Raw genomic sequence first — 17,801 nt, 5'->3', positions numbered from 1 at the left:
ACTCGTCTCGGTCTATCAGTCGCGCGGCTTCTCGCGCAGTTCGTAGGCCTCGATGATGTCGCCTTCCTTGATGTCGGAGTAGGTGACCGTCATACCGCATTCGAAGCCCTCGCGGACCTCGGTGACGTCGTCCTTCTCCCGGCGCAGCGACGAGATCGACATCGTCTCGGCGATCACCACGTTGTCCCGGAGCAGGCGCGCCTTGGCGTTGCGCTTGACCGAGCCCGACGTGACCATGCAACCGGCGATGTTGCCGATCTTCGACGAACGGAAGATCGCCCTGATCTCGGCCCGCCCCAGCTCGACCTCTTCGTAGATCGGCTTGAGCATGCCCTTGAGGGCCTTCTCGATCTCGTCGATGGCCTGGTAGATCACCGAGTAGTACCGGATGTCGACGCCCTCACGGTTGGCCAGCTCGGTCGCCTTGCCCTCGGCGCGGACGTTGAATCCGATGATGATCGCGTTCGACGCCGAAGCGAGGTTGACGTTGGTCTCGGTGACGCCACCGACGCCGCGGTCGATCACCCGCAGCCGCACCTCGTCGCCCACCTGAATCCCGAGCAGCGCCTCTTCGAGGGCCTCGACCGTACCCGAGTTGTCGCCCTTGAGGATCAGGTTCAGCTCGCTGGTTTCCTTCAGCGCGGCATCCAGATCTTCCAGGCTGATCCGCTTGCGGCTGCGTGCGGCCAGCGCGTTGCGCTTGCGCGCGTTGCGCCGATCGGCGATCTGCCGGGCGATCCGGTCCTCGTCGACCACGAGCAGGTTGTCACCCGCGCCGGGCACCGACGTGAAGCCGATGACCTGAACCGGCCGCGACGGCAGCGCCGCCTCGACGTCGTCGCCGTGCTCGTCGACCATCCGGCGCACTCGGCCGTAGGCGTCTCCCGCCACGATCGAGTCGCCGACCCGCAGGGTGCCGCGCTGGATGAGCACGGTCGCCACCGGGCCGCGGCCACGGTCGAGGTGCGCCTCGATGGCCACACCCTGCGCGTCCATGTCCGGGTTGGCCCGCAGGTCCAGCGCCGCGTCCGCGGTCAGCAGGACCGCCTCGAGCAGCGCATCGATGTTGATGTTCTGCCTGGCGGAGATGTCGACGAACATGGTCTCGCCGCCGTATTCCTCGGCGACCAGGCCGTACTCGGTGAGCTGCTGACGCACCTTCTGCGGGTTGGCGCCTTCCTTGTCGATCTTGTTGACCGCCACGACGATCGGCACGTCGGCCGCTTGCGCGTGGTTGATCGCCTCCACCGTCTGCGGCATGACGCCGTCGTCGGCTGCGACCACCAGGATCGCGATGTCGGTGGCCTTCGCACCACGGGCGCGCATGGCGGTGAACGCCTCGTGACCCGGGGTGTCGATGAAGGTGATCAGCCGGTCCTCGTCGCCGAGGTGGGTGAGCACCTGGTAGGCGCCGATGTGCTGGGTGATGCCGCCTGCCTCGCCCTCGCGGACGTTCGCCTTGCGGATGGTGTCCAGCAAGCGGGTCTTACCGTGGTCGACGTGACCCATGACGGTCACCACCGGCGGACGCTGTTCGAGGTCTTCCTCGCCGCCCTCGTCCTCGCCGTAGGTGAGGTCGAACGACTCCAGCAGCTCGCGGTCCTCGTCCTCGGGGCTGACCACGTGGACGACGTAGTTCATCTCGCTGCCCAGCAGCTCGAGGGTCTCGTCGTTCACCGACTGGGTCGCGGTGACCATCTCACCGAGGTTGAACAGGGCCTGCACCAGCGCGGCCGGGTTCGCATCGATCTTCTCGGCGAAGTCCGACAGCGACGCGCCGCGAGCGAGCCGGATGATCTCGCCGTTGCCGCGCGGCAGCCGCACGCCGCCGACGGCGGGCGCCTGCATCGAGTCGTACTCTTGCCGCTTCTGCCGCTTCGACTTGCGGCCACGCCGGGGCGCGCCACCGGGACGGCCGAACGCGCCTGCCGCACCACCGCGGCCACCGGGACCGCCAGGACGACCGCCGCCGCCACCGCCACCACCGGGACGACCGCGGAAGCCACCGGCCGCACCACCGGCACCGGGCGCACCCGCACCCGCACCGGGAGCGCCGCCACCGCCACCGCGGTAGCCGCCGCCACCGCCGCCACCGGGACGACCGGCACCGGCGCCACCGGGACGACCGGGACGACCCGCACCGGGGCCTCCGGCGCCGCCGGGACGCGCCGCACGCGACGGCATCGCGCCGGGATTCGGACGAGGCGGCATCGAGCCGGGGCTCGGCCGCGGGCCGCCGGGACGCGGACCACCAGGGCCGGGCGCCGGACGCGGGCCACCCTGAGCGGGGCCGGGACGCGGACCACCCTGGGACGGACCGGGACGCGGACCACCCTGAGCGGGGCCGGGACGCGGACCACCCTGGGACGGGCCGGGACGCGGGCCACCCTGACCGGGGGCCGGACGCGGCGCGGGACGCTCGGGAGCCGAGGAATAGGGGTTGTTACCGACGCGCGGGGTCTTCGGCCCAGGACGCGGGCCGGGAGCCGCGCCACCCGGGCGATGTCCACCCTGGCCGGGGCCGCCGGGACGCTGCTGCTGCCCGGGGCGCGGGCCGCCCGGCGTCGGACGCGGACCGGCCGGAGCGGGCGCGGAACTCGCGCTCGCGCCCGAAGCCGCGGCGGCCTGCGGGTTGATCGATTCCCGGGCGGCGGGCTTGGGCGCCGGGGCCGGTCCGGGACGCGCGGCGGGGCCCGGCTTCACGGCCGGGGATTCACCGGTACGCGCGGCCGGGGCCGCGGTCTCCTGCGCGGTGGGCGCCGGAGTGGGCGCCGACGGACGGGGACCTGGACGCGGGCCTCCGCCCGCGGGCTTGGGGGCCGGACGACCGGACGGTCCGGGGCGTGCACCCGGCTTGTTGCCGTTGGACGGGGCGGATTTCGCCGCGAACGACTCACGCAGCCGGCGGGCGACGGGAGCTTCCACCGTCGAGGACGCCGACTTCACGAACTCGCCCTGCTCCTTGAGCGTTGCGAGTAGTTCCTTGCTCGTGACACCGAGTTCTTTTGCCAACTCGTGCACGCGGGCCTTGCCTGCCACTGCTCTCCTCACTGAGAGGCCGAGCAGCGCCACCGTTGGGGACGGCGGCCCGCACGACCTCGGGTTATCTCCGATGGACGTTCATCGTTGGTACTTCACGGTGTGCTCATGAGTGCTCGTGCCTGTTCTCGAGGTAATGCTCCAGGGCTGAGATATCCAGATGTCCGGACACTCGTAGTGCTCTGCCGATCGCTCGGCGCCGCTCTGCCGCGCGCAGACAAGCCGAAAGGGGGTGCAGCCAGGCACCCCGTCCGGGAAGTCTGCGCCGCGGATCGGGAACGATCTCGATGACGTGGGAGCCGTCTCCGGTCTCACGGTCCCGAGCCACGATCCGCAACAGATCGACGGCCAGCTCGCGCTTCCGGCACCCGATACACGTCCGTACCGGAGCCGCTCGGCGCCGGGGCGCCTGGTGCTGCTCGGTGGTGCGGTCGGGCATGGAAACCGAAGACTCGGACTGAACCTTGGACCACTCTACCGCTGCCACGCTCGGAACGCCGAACCCCTCCCCCGCGGAAGTTACGAACCTGTCATCCCGAGCACTCCGCGGGCGGGCTCCGGTCAACTGCGATGCGCCTCCGTCCGAACGGATCCGCCCATGTCGGGCGCGGCGTCGCTGCGGATATCGATGCGCCAGCCGGTCAGCCGCGCGGCCAGGCGGGCGTTCTGCCCCTCCTTGCCGATCGCCAGGGAAAGCTGGAAATCGGGGACCACTACGCGGGCCGCCCTTGCCTCCGGGTCGACGATAGTGACCGAAACCACTTTCGACGGCGAGAGCGCATTGCCGACGAAGGTCGCCGGATCGTCGGCGTAGTCGATGATGTCGATCTTCTCGCCGGCCAGTTCGCTCATCACGTTGCGCACGCGCTGTCCCATGGGCCCGATACAGGCGCCCTTGGCGTTGACGCCGGGCACCGTGGTGCGCACGGCGATCTTGGATCGGTGCCCCGCCTCGCGCGCCACGGCGACGATCTCCACCGAGCCGTCGGCGATCTCCGGCACCTCCAGCGCGAACAGGCGCCGCACCAGATTCGGGTGGGTGCGCGACAGCGTGATCTGCGGTCCACGCGGCCCACGGGAGACCCCGACGACGTAGCACTTGATCCGGTCGCCGTGCTCGTAGGTCTCGCCGGGCACCTGCTCGGCGGGCGGGATCAAGCCCTCCGCGCCGTGCAGTTCGCTGCCGATGCGCACCACGATGGTGCCGCGGGCGTTGGCGCGCGCGTCGCGCTGCACCACACCGCCGACGATGTCGCCCTCGTGGGTGGAGAACTCGCCGAAGGACTTCTCGTTCTCCGCGTCGCGCAGCCGCTGCAGTACGACCTGCCTGGCGGTGGTCGCCGCGATCCGGCCGAACCCCTCCGGGGTGTCGTCCCATTCGGAGATCACGTTGCCGTCGGCGTCCACCTCGCGCGCCATCACCCGGACCACGCCGGTCCTCTGGTTGATGTCGATGCGCGCGTTGGGCTGGTGGCCCTCGGTGTGGCGGTACGCGGTGAGCAGCGCCGACTCGATCGCGGAGATCACGGTCTCGATCGAGATCCCCTTGTCGGCGACGATCGCGCGCAGGGCTTCGATTTCGATGTTCATTCCACGATCCCTTCGGTCGGCGAATCGGACGCTGTTACGGATTCGGACAGTGCATTCGGTGTTCCTCGGAGCTGCGCGGCGTCCTCGACCGCCACCGCGTCGTCCGCACCCGGAGCGGGCCGCCCCGGAACGACTCCGCCCGTGAGTTCCAGCTCTCGAGCACTCGGCGGGGAGAACTCGACTTGGACGACGGCCGTGGCGATGTCGGCGAGCGGGACCGTCACCCGGTGCGGGTCGCGTTTGCCGCCGAGCACCAGCGCCACCGAATCACCGGTGAGCGCGCCGACCCTGGCCTCGAAGGTCGCCGACCCCTCCGGCGGCTGTGCGCCTTCGCGTAGTCGCACGCGCACCTTCCGCCCGCGCGCCCGACGCCAGTGCCGGTCGGCGGTCAACGGGCGGTCGATCCCGGGGGTCGTGACTTCCAGCAGGTAGGGCGTCTCGCCGAACTCCCCCGCGTCGTCCAGCAGCGCCGACAGCTCCGTACTCAGAGTCGCCAGGGAGTCCAGATCGGAGGTGTCGCGGTCCACGGTCACCTGTACCCGAGCCTGCGCGTCCACGCGCGTGCCCGCCGTCGAGATCTCGACGCCCTCGAGATCGAATCCTCGGCGTTCGACGAGACCAGCTACTAGCTGGCTCACCCTTTCCTCGGTCGGCATCGGCATGTGGGCGGCTCCTGGTTCAGTTGTGACGCGGCGGGAAATTTCTCTACCGAAGGTCTAGCGTAACGCGCCACGAGAGTGTAAAGGACCAGCGGTCTCGGAGTCCGCACGCCACGGCCGATGCTCGTCCGGCGACGCCCCGCGAGTCTGGCACGATAGTGCCGTGCCCATCCGCCTTCCCGCCCCGCCGCGTGCCGGGCGCACTACCGGCATGCCCTCCGACCGGCACGAGCCCCGCCGCGCCGCCCTGGATCGTCGCAGCGCGCTACGTCTCGCCGGCGGCGGAACGGCCGGGGTGCTCGCCCTCGGCGCGCTGGTCGGCTGCACCGGTGACGACGTGGTCCACGAGCCGGATCCGCTTGCCGCACAAGAGGTCGCGGCCCGCTCCGACGCCGCGGCGGCGACCGCGGCCATCGCCGTCGCGCCCGACCGGCACGCCGCGTTGGCGGCGATCGCGGCCGAGCGCACCGCCCACGCCGACGCCTTGCGCACCGAGATCGACCGCGCGATCGGCGTCTACGCCGACGGCACCAAACCGGCGCACCGCACCCGCGCCGGTGCGTCCGGCCCGTCGGCCGTGGCTTCGGGCAGCGCCGTGCCGCCCACCGCGCCGCCGAGCGTCGAGACGCTGCGCACGCAGCTCACCGCCTCCCAGAGATCGGCGGCCGAACTCGCCCGCGCCCTGACCGGCTATCGGGCCGGTCTGCTCGCTTCGATCAGCGCGGCCTGCGCGGTGCAGACGGGGGTGTTGCTGGCATGACCGAGGACGAACGCCGAGCGCTCATCGGCGCGCTGAACGCCGAATACGGCGCGGTGTACGCCTACGGGGTGATCGCCGCCTACGCCTCCTCCGAGCGCACCAGGCTGGTCGCCGAGCACACCGCCGCGCACCGGGCTCGCCGCGACACCACGGTGGACGCCCTCGCTCTGGGCGGCGCGACGGCGCCGCCGCCGGACGCGGCCTACACGGTGCCGTTCGCCGTGACCGATCCGATCTCGGCCGCCAAGCTGGCCGTGACGGTCGAGTCCGACACCGCCGTGGCCTGGCGGTCGGTGGTCGAGCGCGGTGACTCCATGGCCATCCGGCGCACCGGTGTCGAAGCGCTCACCGAGGCCGCCGTCCGGCTGGCCGCGTGGCAGTCGATTCTCGGCGCGAATCCGCCCACGGTCGCGTTTCCTGGCAAAGCCTGACCCGTCGACCTGATCGACTGCCCGAGATCTGATGCGCCGCAAAGGAGACGACGCGAACGGCGGCCGCGGGCGACCCGGGCCGCCGTTCGCTCGACAACCGACCTACGGCCGCATCTCGTACGCGCCGTCGTAGGACGCGACCTCGGCCCACACCCGGTCGAAGCGCGGGCGATCGGCGACCGGCGGCCGCAACGCGGATGCCGCCCAGCCCTGCTGGTCCGGCGTGGCCGACGGCTTGCCGTACAGCGCGGTGGCGTAGCCGTTGAAGTCGCGGACCTGGAAGTCGAAGATCTGGTCGATCAGGTCGCGGTCCAAGCCGGTGATCGCGGCCTGCTCCAGAATCAGCTGCCCGTAGACCACCAGGGAGAACAGGTGGCCGATGGTCAGCATGAAGTCCAGGTCCTTCTGCTGCGCGGCGTCCGGTGCCGCCGTGGTCAGCAGCGTGCGCAGCGCCTGCGCCTGCTCGTAGAACCGGCTCACATTCGGGATGTCGGCGTGCTTGTCGTAGATCGGCGCCCAGTCGGCGAAGCGCACCTTGCCCGCGCCCCGCGCCGGGCCCTGGCGCCAGAAGAACGCGTCGTCGGCCGCGTCCTGCCGGGTGCCGATCTCCGGGTAGTCCTGCGGGTCGAACAGATAGTTGGGCATGAACTTCAGGATCTGCCCGACGTTCACGTGCACCGTGCCCTCGAGCCGGGGCAGCGTGCTGATCAGCCGTTGCACCTCGGCGAAGTAGGTGTTCTTCTCGAATCCCTTGGCGGCCAGCACATCCAGCAGCAGCGTCATGACGGTTTCGCCCTCGGAGGTCACCTTGGACTTCGTCATCGGGTTGAACAGCAGGTACCTGCGATCCTCCAGGCTCGCGCCGCGGAAGTAGTCGATCGCGCGGTCGCTGAACAGCTTCATCGCGATGATGCGCGCGTAGGCGTCGACGAAATTCGCCCGCACGTGCGGGAATTCGGTGACCGGGTTGCCGTAGAGGACGCGGTTGTTCGCATGGGTGATCGCCTCGTAGAAGGAGTGCTCGACCATGCCGATCCCGCCGTGGCACAGATTGAACTTGCCCACGTTCACGGTGTTCAGCGCCGCGGAGAACGCCTCGGGGCCGGTGTGCAGGATGTCCTCCGCGCGCACCGGGTAGTTCTCCAGCCGGAAGGTGCTCACGTACATCTGCTGGTGCACGACGTTGCCGAGCAGGCGATAGTTCTCGTGCCGGGAGTCGGCGGCGAACCAGACGTACGCGTCGGCGCCTTCGAGGTCGGCGCGGCGGGAGAACACCGACACCATGCTGGCCACATTGCCGTTGCCGATGTAGTACTTCTCGCCGTTGGCGCGGAAGAGGATTCCGGCTTCGGCGTCCGCGCTTCCCGGCTCGGTCGGGGTCAGCACCAGGTCGGTGTTGTAGATGTCGGCGCCGTGGGTCTGCTCGGACAGACCGAACGCCATCACCTCACCCGCGGCCAGGTCGGCGGCCGCGCGCTTCTTGGCCGCCTCGTTGTCGCTCTGCCAGATCGGGCCGAGACCGAGGATGGTCACCTGCTCGGCGTACCAGTACGCCAGACCGTAGAAGCCGAAGATCTCCGACAGCGCCGCGTTGCGCGCGGCGTCCCAGCGGCGGTCCGGGTCACCGTCGGCGTACGCCGCGGGGGTCAGGAAGGTGGCGAACAACTTCTCCTTCTTCACGAAGTCGAGGAAGTCCGCGGTCCACACCGCATTCGCGTCGTCGGCGAGCAGACGCTGCTTGCCCCGCCCCTCGAACCACTCGATCGTGGCGCGCAGCAGGCGCCGCGTCTCGGCGTCGAACTGCTGCGGATCATAGGTGGCGGGGTTGAACAACCGCACGTCGGTGTTTGTCATGCGGGTTAACTTACCAGCGGGTAACAGCAGCGTGGACGAGGTCTGCGGATCTGTGACCAGCGAATTCAGGTTACGGTCGCGTAGGTGGACACCGTCCCCGTTCCCGCGTGCGCATTCTCCTGCGGCCTTCGTGCCGATAGCGAACGGCCCCCGGCATTTTCTGCCGGGGGCCGTTCGGGGAAACGAGTCAGCCGCGAACTCTGGCCACCACCGCGTCCACCGCGGAGGCGGCGGGCAGTTCCTCGGTCTCGCCGGTGAAGCGGTCGCGCAGTTCGACCTTGCCCTCGGCCCAGCCGCGGCCGATCACCAGCACCAGCGGCATGCCGAGCAGCTCGGCGTCCTTGAACTTCACGCCCGGCGAGGCGGTGCGATCGTCGAAGAGCACGTCCAAGCCCTGCGCGTGCAGGCCGGACACCACCTCTTCGGCGCCCGCGCGGGCCGCGTCGTCCTTGTTCGCGATGACGACGTGCACGTCGTAGGGCGCGACCGCCGCGGGCCAGCGCAGCCCCTTGTCGTCGTGCTGCTGCTCGGCGATCACCGCGACCATGCGGGAGACGCCGATGCCGTAGGACCCCATGGTCAGCCGCACCGGCTTGCCGTTCTCACCGAGCACGTCCACCTCGAACGCGTCGGTGTACTTGTTGCCGAGCTGGAAGATGTGGCCGATCTCGATGCCGCGCGCCGCCACCAGAGTGCCGCGCCCGTCGGGCGAGGGGTCGCCGTCACGGACCTCGGCGGCCTCGATGGTGCCATCCGGGACGAAGTCGCGGCCCGCGACCAGGCCGACGACGTGCCTGCCCGGCTCGTCGGCGCCGGTGATCCAGCTGGTGCCGGTGCCGACGCGGGGATCAACCAGGTAACGAATGCCGTTGGCCTGCAACGCCTTCGGGCCGATGTAGCCCTTGACCAGGAACGGATTCTCGGCGAAGTCCGCTTCGGTGAGCAACTCGACCTCAGCCGGTTCGACCGAGGCGCCGAGGCGCTTGTCGTCGACCTCGCGGTCACCGGGGACGCCGATGCCGACGATCTCGGTCTTCCCGTCCGGGTGGCGCAATTTGACCATCACGTTCTTCAAGGTGTCGGCCGCGGTGACGGGGCGACCGTAGCGCTCGGCGATGCCCGCGCCGTTGGCCCAGTCCACCAGCGTCGCGATGGTGGGAGTGTCCGGGGTGTCGTGCACGACCGCCTCGGGCTGTCCTTCGATGGGCAGCGGCTCGGGAGCGGGCGTGACCACCGCCTCCACGTTGGCCGCGTAGCCGGATTCCGGGCAGCGCACGTAGGTGTCCTCGCCGACCGGGCTGTCGGCCAGGAACTCCTCCGACGCGCTGCCGCCCATCGCGCCCGAGGTGGCGGCCACGATGACGTACTTGACCCGCAGCCGGTCGAAGATGCGCTGGTAGGCCTGGCGGTGCGCGTGATAGCTGGCCTTGAGGCCGTCCTCGTCCAGATCGAAGGAGTAGGAGTCCTTCATCACGAACTCGCGCCCGCGCAGGATGCCCGCCCGCGGGCGCTCCTCGTCGCGATACTTGGTCTGGATCTGGTACAGCGTGACCGGCAGGTCCTTATAGGAGCTGTACTCGCCCTTCACGGTGAGCGCGAAGAGCTCCTCGTGGGTGGGCCCGAGCAGGTAGTCCGCGCCCTTGCGGTCGCGCAGCCGGAACAGGCCGTCGCCGTATTCGGTCCACCGGTTGGTGGTCTCGTACGGTTCGCGTGGCAGCAGCGCGGGTAGCGATATCTCCTGCCCCCCGATCGCGTCCATCTCCGCGCGCACCACGTCCTCGACCTTGCGCAGCACACGCAGGCCCAGCGGCAGCCACGAGTAGACACCCGGGGCGACGCGGCGCACGTAGCCGGCACGGACCAAGAGTTTGTGGCTGGGCACCTCCGCGTCGGCGGGATCGTCGCGGAGAGTGCGCAGGAACAGGCGGGAGAGGCGGGTGATCACGGAAGCACAGGGTAGTCGCTGGCCGGACGCAGGTCCCAGCGCATTACCGTATTCGTTCGTGCTGGTCCTGCTGCCTCCCTCCGAAACCAAGTCCGACGGCGGCGCCGGGGCGCCGCTCACCCTGGACTCGCTGGCGATGCCGCAGCTCACGGCGGTGCGCGCCCGGCTGATCGAGGAAGTGGTGCGCCTGGCGGCCGACCCGGAACGCTCCCGGCACGCGCTCGGCCTCGGCAAGGGGGCCGACGGCGAGATCGCCCGCAACGCCGCGCTGCGCACCTCGCCGACGCGGCCCGCGCTGGAGCGCTACACCGGCGTGCTCTACGACGCGCTCGACGCGCGCTCGTTCACCAAGGCGCAGCGGGCCAAGGCGGATGCCCGGCTCGGTATCGGCTCCGCGTTGTTCGGCGCGGTCCGCGCCGGTGACCCGATTCCCGCGTACCGTCTGTCCGGCGGCTCGAAACTACCCGGGCTGCCTACTCTTTCGGCCGTCTGGCGCGACGAGCTCGCGGCGGCGCTGCACGCCGAGGCGGCGGGCGAACTCGTCGTCGACCTGCGCTCGGGCACCTATCAGCAGTTGGGGCGGGTGCCCGGCGCGATCACCGCCAACGTCCTCACCGAGCATCCGGATGGGTCGCGCACGGTGGTGAGTCATTTCAACAAACACCACAAGGGTCTGCTGGCGCGTGCCCTCGTGCTCACCAGGGCCGAACCAGCCGACGTGCGGGGCGTCGCACGGGTGGCGGCCAAAGCGGGGTTGCGAGCCGAGATCGCCTCTGCCACCGAACTTCTGATAATCACCTGAGCGCGTCCGGCTGTTCCGTGGTGAGCGCGGCGAGTTCGGCCGCGAGGTTGGCTCGGGCCCAGTCTCACGCGAACCGCGGTCGCGCGACAACGGCGTGGCGACCGGGATCACCCCTGACCCGGACCCGCCGTGAGATCACGGATCAACAGCGCGGTGTGCAGGGAGGTGCGGGACTCGCCGTCGTCGAGATCGACTTCGAGGATGCGCGCGATGCGGGCGAGCCGTTCGTAGAGGGTGGGGCGGCTGATTCCGAGCCTGCGGGCGAGTTCGGTCTTGTTGCCCGCGAGATCGAGGAACTGCCGCAGCGTGCGGGTCAGATCCGCGTCGTGGCGGATGTCGTAGCGCAGCAGCGCGCTCAGCTCGGTCTCGGCGAAGCGCTGCACGCCCGGCTCCGCCCGGATCAGCGACAGCAGTCCGCGCAGCCGCACGTCGCCGCTGCGATAGAACGGCCGAGACGCCGAAGTTCGCAGCGAGAGCGCGACTTCCGCGACGTGCGCGGCGTGCGGGAGGCCGTGGGCGGTGTCCAGCAGTGTGTCGGATACCGCGCCCGCGCCGATCACCACTCCGCGCACGCCGTCGACGCGCCGGACCTCGCCGAGCATCGCGGCGCACGCGGCGGCCAATGCCTCGTCCGGATCACCGGCCCGGGGCAGCGCGACGATCAACGACACCCGGTCGCCCGGCTCGGTGGCGACCAGCGCGGTCACCTTGGCCAGCCCCAGCCCGTGCGTCACCGCGTCCACGATGCCCGCCGTGCGGCGCTGACCCGCCAGCGGATCGGACTCGGCCGCCGCGGCGACCTCGACGGCCAGCGGCACGTAGACGGCACGGCGAGCCAACCCGAGCGCGGCGGCGCGCGCGAGGGCGTCGCGCTCGTCCAGTCTGCCGTTGACCAGGTCGTCGATCAGTCCGGTCTGCGCCTGGCGGTGCAGGCCGAAGCGATCCCGCTCGATCATGCGGTGCAACGTCAGCGTCTGGGCGGCGCGTTCGAGCACCATGCGCGCCCGTGCGGTCGGCACGCCGTCGGCGCGCAGGATCAACCGTCCCCAGCGCTGCGGGTGCGGGCCGACGGCCACCGCGTTCCAGTCGTCCGGCAGCAGGCGGGAGGTGGCCTCCCAGTTCTCCAGCACCGCCGAGGCGGACGCGTGGCGCGCGGACAGGGCGAGCACCCGGTGCGCCAGGTCCTCCAGCACCACCGAGGCGTCGAGCATCGCCGCCGCGGTCTGCACGATCTCGGCCAGCGCGGCGCGACGCACACTCAGCTCCGTGAACGTCTCGTGCACGGTGCGCGCGAACTCCACTTCCGCGTATTGCTCGGCGACGATCACCCGGTGCACCGCCTCGGTGATCTCCACGAATCGGGTCACCCGGTGCAGCGCGATCAAAGGAAGCCCCAGCGCGTCGGCCGTCGCCCCGACAGCGGGCGACACCTCGGGCACGTGGTCGCCCAGTTCGACCACCAGTCCCGACACGCCCGCACCGGCCAGCGCGGTCAGATACCGCGTCGTCGCCGCATCGCCGTGGCTCATGGGCTGCCCGGTGGTCAAGATCAGCTCGCCGCCGACCAGCAGGTGCGCCACGTCGGCCACCTCGCTCACGTGCACCCAGCGCACCGGCCGCGCCAGCGATACCCCGCCGACGACCTCCGGTTCACCGGCACGCAGCACCGGCATCGCCAGCACATCGGCGACAGAGAGAAGCATTGACGAATCGTAATACTCGCTCCCGAATTCCTTACTGATCGTCGGCACACCGAGAAGGGTGTATGCCGGACAGTGGTAGTCAGGCCGCGTTCTCGCCCCCGTCCGGTCCAGGCGGGAACCACGGCACCGCCGATGCTCACCGATCGAATCGAGGAGACATGCAAACCATCGCGCACTGGCTCGACGGCAAGGCTTTCGCGGGCACCAGCGAGACGACGGCCCCGGTGACCAACCCGGCGACCGGCGAAGTGACGGGACAGGTCGCGCTGGCGACCGTCGCCGATACCCGCGCGGCCATCGATTCCGCCGCGAAGGCCTTCCCGGCTTGGCGGGACACCTCGCTGGCCCGGCGCACCCAGATCCTGTTCCGGTTCCGTGAGCTGCTGAACGAACGCAAGGAGGAGCTGGCCCGGCTGATCACCGCCGAACACGGCAAGGTCGTCGCCGATGCCGTCGGCGAGGTGAGCCGCGGCCTGGAAGTCGTCGAATTCGCCTGCGGCATACCGCATCTACTCCAGGGCGGCTACACCGAGAACGCCTCGACCAAGGTCGACATCTTCTCCATCCGCCAGCCGCTCGGACCGGTCGCGATCATTTCGCCGTTCAACTTTCCCGCGATGGTGCCGATGTGGTTCTTCCCGATCGCCATCGCAGCGGGCAACACGGTGGTGCTCAAACCGAGCGAGAAGGACCCGTCCCCGTCGCTGTGGCTGGCGCGGCTGTGGGCCGAAGCCGAACTGCCCGCGGGGGTGTTCACCGTGCTGCAAGGCGACAAGGTGGCGGTCGACGAACTGCTGGACAACCCGGGCGTCAAGGCCGTCTCGTTCGTCGGCTCGACGCCGATCGCCCGGTACGTCTACCAGCACGGCACCGCTGAGGGCAAGCGGGTGCAGGCGCTCGGCGGCGCGAAGAACCACATGGTGGTACTGCCGGACGCGGACCTGGAACTGGCCGCCGACGCCGCGGTGAACGCCGGGTTCGGCTCGGCGGGCGAGCGGTGCATGGCGATCAGCGTGGTGGTCGCCGTGGGCGGGGCGGGCGACGCGCTGGTCGGCAAGATCGCCGAGCGGGCCGGGACCATCAAGACCGGCGACGGCACCCGGGGCGCCGACATGGGCCCGCTGGTCACCCGGGCGCACCGCGACCGGGTCGCCGAGTACATCGCGGCGGGTGAATCCGCCGGAGCCACCGTGGTTCTCGACGGCCGGGGCGTCGAAGCGGACGGCGCGGCCGACGGCTTCTGGCTCGGTCCGACGATTCTGGACCGGGTCACCACCGACATGAGCGTCTACACCGACGAGATCTTCGGACCCGTGCTGTCGGTGGTGCGCGCCGACAGCTACGACGACGCGCTGGCGCTGATCAACGCCAACCCCTACGGCAACGGCACCGCCCTGTTCACCAACGACGGCGGCGCGGCGCGCCGCTTCCACAACGAGGTCGAAGTCGGGATGGTCGGCATCAACGTGCCGATCCCGGTTCCGATGTCCTACTACAGCTTCGGCGGCTGGAAGAACTCGCTGTTCGGCGACGCGCACGCGCACGGCGCCGACGGCGTGCGGTTCTTCACCCGCACCAAAGCGGTCACCACCCGCTGGCTCGATCCCAGCCACGGTGGACTGAACCTCGGCTTCCCCCGGAACAGGTAGGCGGACGCGATGACAGAAAGCAAGGCCCGGGCGTCGGTCGACCGGGCCGACGACCTCGATCGCAGGCACGTCTTCCACTCCTGGTCGGCGCAGGCGCATCGGGACCTCATGACGATCACCGCGGCGGCGGGTTGCTACGTGTGGGACGGCGAGGGCAACCGACTGCTCGACTTCTCCTCGCAGATGGTCAACACCAACATCGGCCACCAGCACCCGAAGGTCGTCGCGGCCGTGCAGCAGCAGGCGGCGAAGCTGTGCACCGTCGCGCCGCAGCACGTCAACGAGGCCCGTTCGGAGGCGGCGCGCCTCATCGCCGAGCGCACTCCCGGCGACCTCGACCGGATCTTCTTCACCAACGGCGGCGCCGACGCCGTCGAGCACGCGGTGCGGATGGCGCGGCTGCACACCGGCCGCTACAAGGTGCTCTCGCGTTATCGCTCCTACCACGGCGGCACCGAGACCGCGATCAACCTGACCGGCGACCCGCGGCGCTGGCCCAACGACCACGGCAACAGCGGCGTGGTCCATTTCTTCGGACCGTTCTTGTACCGCAGCCAGTTCCACGCGACCACCGAGGCCGAGGAAGCCGAGCGCGCGCTCGCACATCTCGAGCAGACCATCGCGTTCGAGGGTCCGGAGACGATCGCGGCGATCGTGCTCGAAACGGTCCCCGGCACCGCGGGCATCATGGTCCCACCGCCGGGATACCTGGCCGGCGTGCGGGCCCTGTGCGACGCGTACGGGATCGTGTTCATCGCCGATGAGGTGATGTGCGGCTTCGGCCGGACCGGCAAATGGTTCGCCCTCGAGCATTTCGACGGCGTCGTGCCGGACCTGCTCACCTTCGCCAAGGGCGTGAACTCCGGATACGTGCCGCTGGGCGGGGTCGCGATCGGTCCGGCCATCGCCGCGACCTTCGCCGACCGGGCCTACCCCGGCGGGCTCACCTACTCGGGGCATCCGCTGGCCACGGCCGCGGCGGTGGCCACCATCACCGCGATGCGCGAGGAGTGGATCGTGGAGAACGCCGCCGACATCGGCGCCCGCGTGCTCGGACCGGGCCTGCGGGAACTCGCGCAACGCCATCCCAGCGTCGGCGAAGTGCGCGGCCTGGGCGTGTTCTGGGCGGTCGAGCTGGTCCGCGACCGGGAAACCCGCGAGCCGCTGGCACCGTACGGCGGCTCGAGCCCGGCGATGACCGAACTGGTCGCGGCATGCCGGGCGGCCGGGTTGCTGCCGCTGGTGAACTTCAACCGGCTGCACGTCGTGCCGCCGTGCGTGCTCACCGAGACCGAGGCGAAGGAGGGGCTGGCGATTCTGGACCACGCGTTGGCGGCGGCGGACCGGCACACCGTCTGAGTGACAGCGTCTTTCGCGGCCGACGGGAATGCGGGGCCGTCTGGCGCTGTTCGCTCAGAGCGTGACCACTACCGCTGAGTTCTCCGACGAACTGAAGAAGTACCTGGACGAAGAGAAGGTCTTCGCCACCGCGGCCACGATCGGCCCCAACGGGCAGCCGCACCTGACCGTGATCTGGCTGAAGCGCGACGGCAACGACCTGCTCTTCTCCACCACGACAGATCGCCAGCAGGGCAAGAACCTCGCGCGCGACCCGCGCATCACCGTGCTGATCAATCCGCCGGACAACCCGTACGTCTACGCGGAGATCCGGGGCAGCGCGACCCTCACGCCCGATCCGGAGAAGACGCTGCCCAACGAGCTGTCGGCGAAGTACACCGGACAGAAGTACGTGGACTTCAACCCCGCCTCCGTCAACGACGGCCCGCGCGTCATCGTGCGCGTGACACCCCGTCGAGTAGCGGGGAGGTTCTGAGTTCAGGCCTGCTGGGCTTCTTCTTGGGCGTGCTGGGCCATGGCCAGTTGCTGCGGGGTGAAGCGCAGGGTCAGGGCGACCAGCCCGGCCGCGAACGCGGCGAAGGCGCAGACGAACAGCACCAGGGTGTAGCCGTTGCCGAGCGCGGCGATCTCCGCGGACGTCATCCCGGCCACCTTCTCGGTGCGGCCGCCGAGCGAGAGGGTGCGGGAGGCGGCGATCGGGGTGAGCAGGCCGATGGCCACGGGAGTGGCAAGGTTCATGAACATCTGCCCGACCGCGGCCAGCGGGCCGATATTGGCGGGCGGCACGCCGACCAGCACGCACAGCGGTGCGAGCACCATGGCGATGCCGACGCCGAAGCCGATCACCACCAGCAGCGGCAGCAGCGTGGCGAAGTACATGACCTCGCCGTCGAGGGTGGAGCCGAACAGCAGTCCGACACCGAGCACCACGGCCGCGCCCGCGAGCAGCCAGCGCGGCGCGATGTACAGCGCCGCCTTGGAGGCCACCGCGCCGCCGATGCCGATGCCGACGGTGAACGGAATCGCCGCGACGCCCGCCTTGAGCGGCCCGTACCCGATGACGTTCTGCATGAACTGGGCGACGAAGAAGGTCATCGCGCCCAGCACGCCACCGGCCAGGAAGATCAGCAGGAAGGTGGCGACGCGGTCACGGCTGTCGAACAGCGACCACGGCAGCAGCGGGTCGTCCACCCGCCGTTCCAGCGCCACGAAGACGATCAGCAGCACGACACCCGCGATCAGCGAACCGATGATCGCCGGGTGCCCCCACCCCATCTCCGGCCCCTCGGTCGCGCCGAACACGATCGACGCGCAGGCGAAGGTGCCGAGCACCGCGCCGGGGATGTCGAGGGCCGAACGGTGATGTTCGGTGTCGGCGAGCTTGTAGGCCGCGCCGAGGATGATCAGCGCGCCGATCGGGACGTTGATCAGGAAGATCCACCGCCACGACAACTGGGTCAGCGCGCCGCCGACCACGAGGCCGCCGACGGAGCCGATGCCGACCATCGACCCGACGATCGCGATCGCCTGGTTGCGTGCCTTGCCCGGCGCGAAGGTCGTCGCCACGAGCGCGAACGCGGTCGGCGCCGCGACGGCCGCGCCCGCGCCCTGGAAGGCCCGCGCGGCGAGCAGCATCGCCTGGTTCTGCGCCAATCCGCACAACAGCGAGGCCAGCGTGAACACCGCGACACCGACCACGAGCATGCGCTTGCGGCCGAACGCGTCACCGAGCCTGCCGCCGAGCAGCATCAGACCCGCGAAGGTGAGCCCGTAGGAGGTCACCGTCCACGCGCTGCCCGCGCTGGACAACCCCATTTCCTCTTGCAGCCGCGGCAGCGCGAAGATCACGACCGTGCCGTCGAGCACGACCATGAGCTGCAATCCGCTCAGGACTAGGATCGCGAGCCCGAAGGCCCGCTGCGTCACTGGATACTGCATCGTCGCAGCGGGGTTCCGAAGCACAGTGAGTCACTGTAATTGATGCCGCTGCCGTATTTGTCCGCCCACCGG

General features: G+C 70.2%; 14 protein-coding genes. 6 read left to right on the top strand and 8 right to left on the bottom strand.

What is annotated here, in order from left to right:
• Positions 1 to 15: 15 nt before the first annotated feature.
• The 4 genes from infB to rimP form a co-directional block, all read right to left on the bottom strand.
• Complete coding sequence (gene infB, locus ACIHAX_RS03825) at positions 16 to 3,039, bottom strand: translation initiation factor IF-2 (RefSeq protein ID WP_364426981.1); 3,024 nt, start codon at positions 3,037 to 3,039, stop codon at positions 16 to 18.
• Between the two features lie 106 nt (positions 3,040 to 3,145).
• Entirely contained in the window at positions 3,146 to 3,478 is a 333-nt protein-coding gene (locus tag ACIHAX_RS03820) for a YlxR family protein (RefSeq protein WP_355070089.1), read from the bottom strand.
• 122 nt (positions 3,479 to 3,600) lie between these two features.
• The gene (nusA, locus tag ACIHAX_RS03815; RefSeq protein ID WP_355070087.1) at positions 3,601 to 4,629 is read right to left on the bottom strand and encodes a transcription termination factor NusA; all 1,029 of its coding nucleotides are present in this window, start codon (positions 4,627 to 4,629) and stop codon (positions 3,601 to 3,603) included.
• A complete protein-coding gene (gene rimP, locus ACIHAX_RS03810; protein ID WP_355070085.1) occupies positions 4,626 to 5,291 on the bottom strand; it encodes a ribosome maturation factor RimP in 666 nt (221 codons plus the stop codon). Before rimP ends, nusA begins: the two co-directional genes overlap by 4 nt.
• Positions 5,292 to 5,451: 160 nt before the next feature.
• On the opposite strand from rimP, the gene ACIHAX_RS03805 reads away from it, so the two are divergent.
• Both ACIHAX_RS03805 and ACIHAX_RS03800 read left to right on the top strand, forming a co-directional pair.
• Positions 5,452 to 6,048, top strand: coding sequence for a hypothetical protein (locus tag ACIHAX_RS03805; protein ID WP_364426987.1), 597 nt, complete (start codon positions 5,452 to 5,454; stop codon positions 6,046 to 6,048).
• Positions 6,045 to 6,479, top strand: coding sequence for a ferritin-like domain-containing protein (locus ACIHAX_RS03800; protein WP_355070081.1), 435 nt, complete (start codon positions 6,045 to 6,047; stop codon positions 6,477 to 6,479). Before ACIHAX_RS03805 ends, ACIHAX_RS03800 begins: the two co-directional genes overlap by 4 nt.
• Before the next feature lie 102 nt (positions 6,480 to 6,581).
• Here the strand turns inward: ACIHAX_RS03800 and ACIHAX_RS03795 are convergent, their stop codons facing one another.
• Positions 6,582 to 8,333: an acyl-CoA dehydrogenase family protein gene (locus ACIHAX_RS03795; protein ID WP_355070079.1), complete on the bottom strand. Its 1,752-nt coding sequence runs from the start codon at positions 8,331 to 8,333 to the stop codon at positions 6,582 to 6,584.
• A gap of 187 nt (positions 8,334 to 8,520) precedes the next feature.
• Positions 8,521 to 10,278: a proline--tRNA ligase gene (locus ACIHAX_RS03790; RefSeq protein WP_355070077.1), complete on the bottom strand. Its 1,758-nt coding sequence runs from the start codon at positions 10,276 to 10,278 to the stop codon at positions 8,521 to 8,523.
• Between the two features lie 58 nt (positions 10,279 to 10,336).
• Between ACIHAX_RS03790 and yaaA the strand changes: the two genes are divergently transcribed.
• Positions 10,337 to 11,080, top strand: a complete 744-nt coding sequence (gene yaaA / locus ACIHAX_RS03785) for a peroxide stress protein YaaA (RefSeq protein ID WP_356961402.1) — start codon at positions 10,337 to 10,339, stop codon at positions 11,078 to 11,080.
• Between the two features lie 107 nt (positions 11,081 to 11,187).
• On the opposite strand, the gene ACIHAX_RS03780 is transcribed toward yaaA, so the two are convergent.
• Positions 11,188 to 12,783: a PucR family transcriptional regulator gene (locus ACIHAX_RS03780; RefSeq protein WP_397275650.1), complete on the bottom strand. Its 1,596-nt coding sequence runs from the start codon at positions 12,781 to 12,783 to the stop codon at positions 11,188 to 11,190.
• Positions 12,784 to 12,941: 158 nt separating this feature from the next.
• On the opposite strand from ACIHAX_RS03780, the gene ACIHAX_RS03775 reads away from it, so the two are divergent.
• The 3 genes from ACIHAX_RS03775 to ACIHAX_RS03765 all read left to right on the top strand — a co-directional run bounded on the left by ACIHAX_RS03775 (position 12,942) and on the right by ACIHAX_RS03765 (position 16,266).
• Positions 12,942 to 14,432: a CoA-acylating methylmalonate-semialdehyde dehydrogenase gene (locus ACIHAX_RS03775; protein WP_397275648.1), complete on the top strand. Its 1,491-nt coding sequence runs from the start codon at positions 12,942 to 12,944 to the stop codon at positions 14,430 to 14,432.
• A gap of 9 nt (positions 14,433 to 14,441) precedes the next feature.
• Positions 14,442 to 15,791, top strand: coding sequence for an aspartate aminotransferase family protein (locus tag ACIHAX_RS03770; RefSeq protein WP_397275646.1), 1,350 nt, complete (start codon positions 14,442 to 14,444; stop codon positions 15,789 to 15,791).
• 61 nt (positions 15,792 to 15,852) lie between these two features.
• Positions 15,853 to 16,266 carry a PPOX class F420-dependent oxidoreductase gene (locus tag ACIHAX_RS03765; RefSeq protein ID WP_355070067.1) on the top strand — a complete coding sequence of 138 codons (414 nt, stop codon included), beginning with the start codon at positions 15,853 to 15,855 and terminating at the stop codon, positions 16,264 to 16,266.
• A gap of 2 nt (positions 16,267 to 16,268) precedes the next feature.
• On the opposite strand, the gene ACIHAX_RS03760 is transcribed toward ACIHAX_RS03765, so the two are convergent.
• Positions 16,269 to 17,729: an MFS transporter gene (locus ACIHAX_RS03760; protein WP_355070065.1), complete on the bottom strand. Its 1,461-nt coding sequence runs from the start codon at positions 17,727 to 17,729 to the stop codon at positions 16,269 to 16,271.
• Between the last annotated feature and the right edge of the window lie 72 nt (positions 17,730 to 17,801).

This window comes from Nocardia sp. NPDC051929 (genome assembly GCF_044548645.1).
In the GTDB taxonomy this organism is placed as follows: domain Bacteria; phylum Actinomycetota; class Actinomycetes; order Mycobacteriales; family Mycobacteriaceae; genus Nocardia; species Nocardia sichangensis.
The sequence above is the reverse complement of the archived record's forward strand: the minus strand, read 5'-3'. Positions and strand labels throughout refer to the sequence as shown.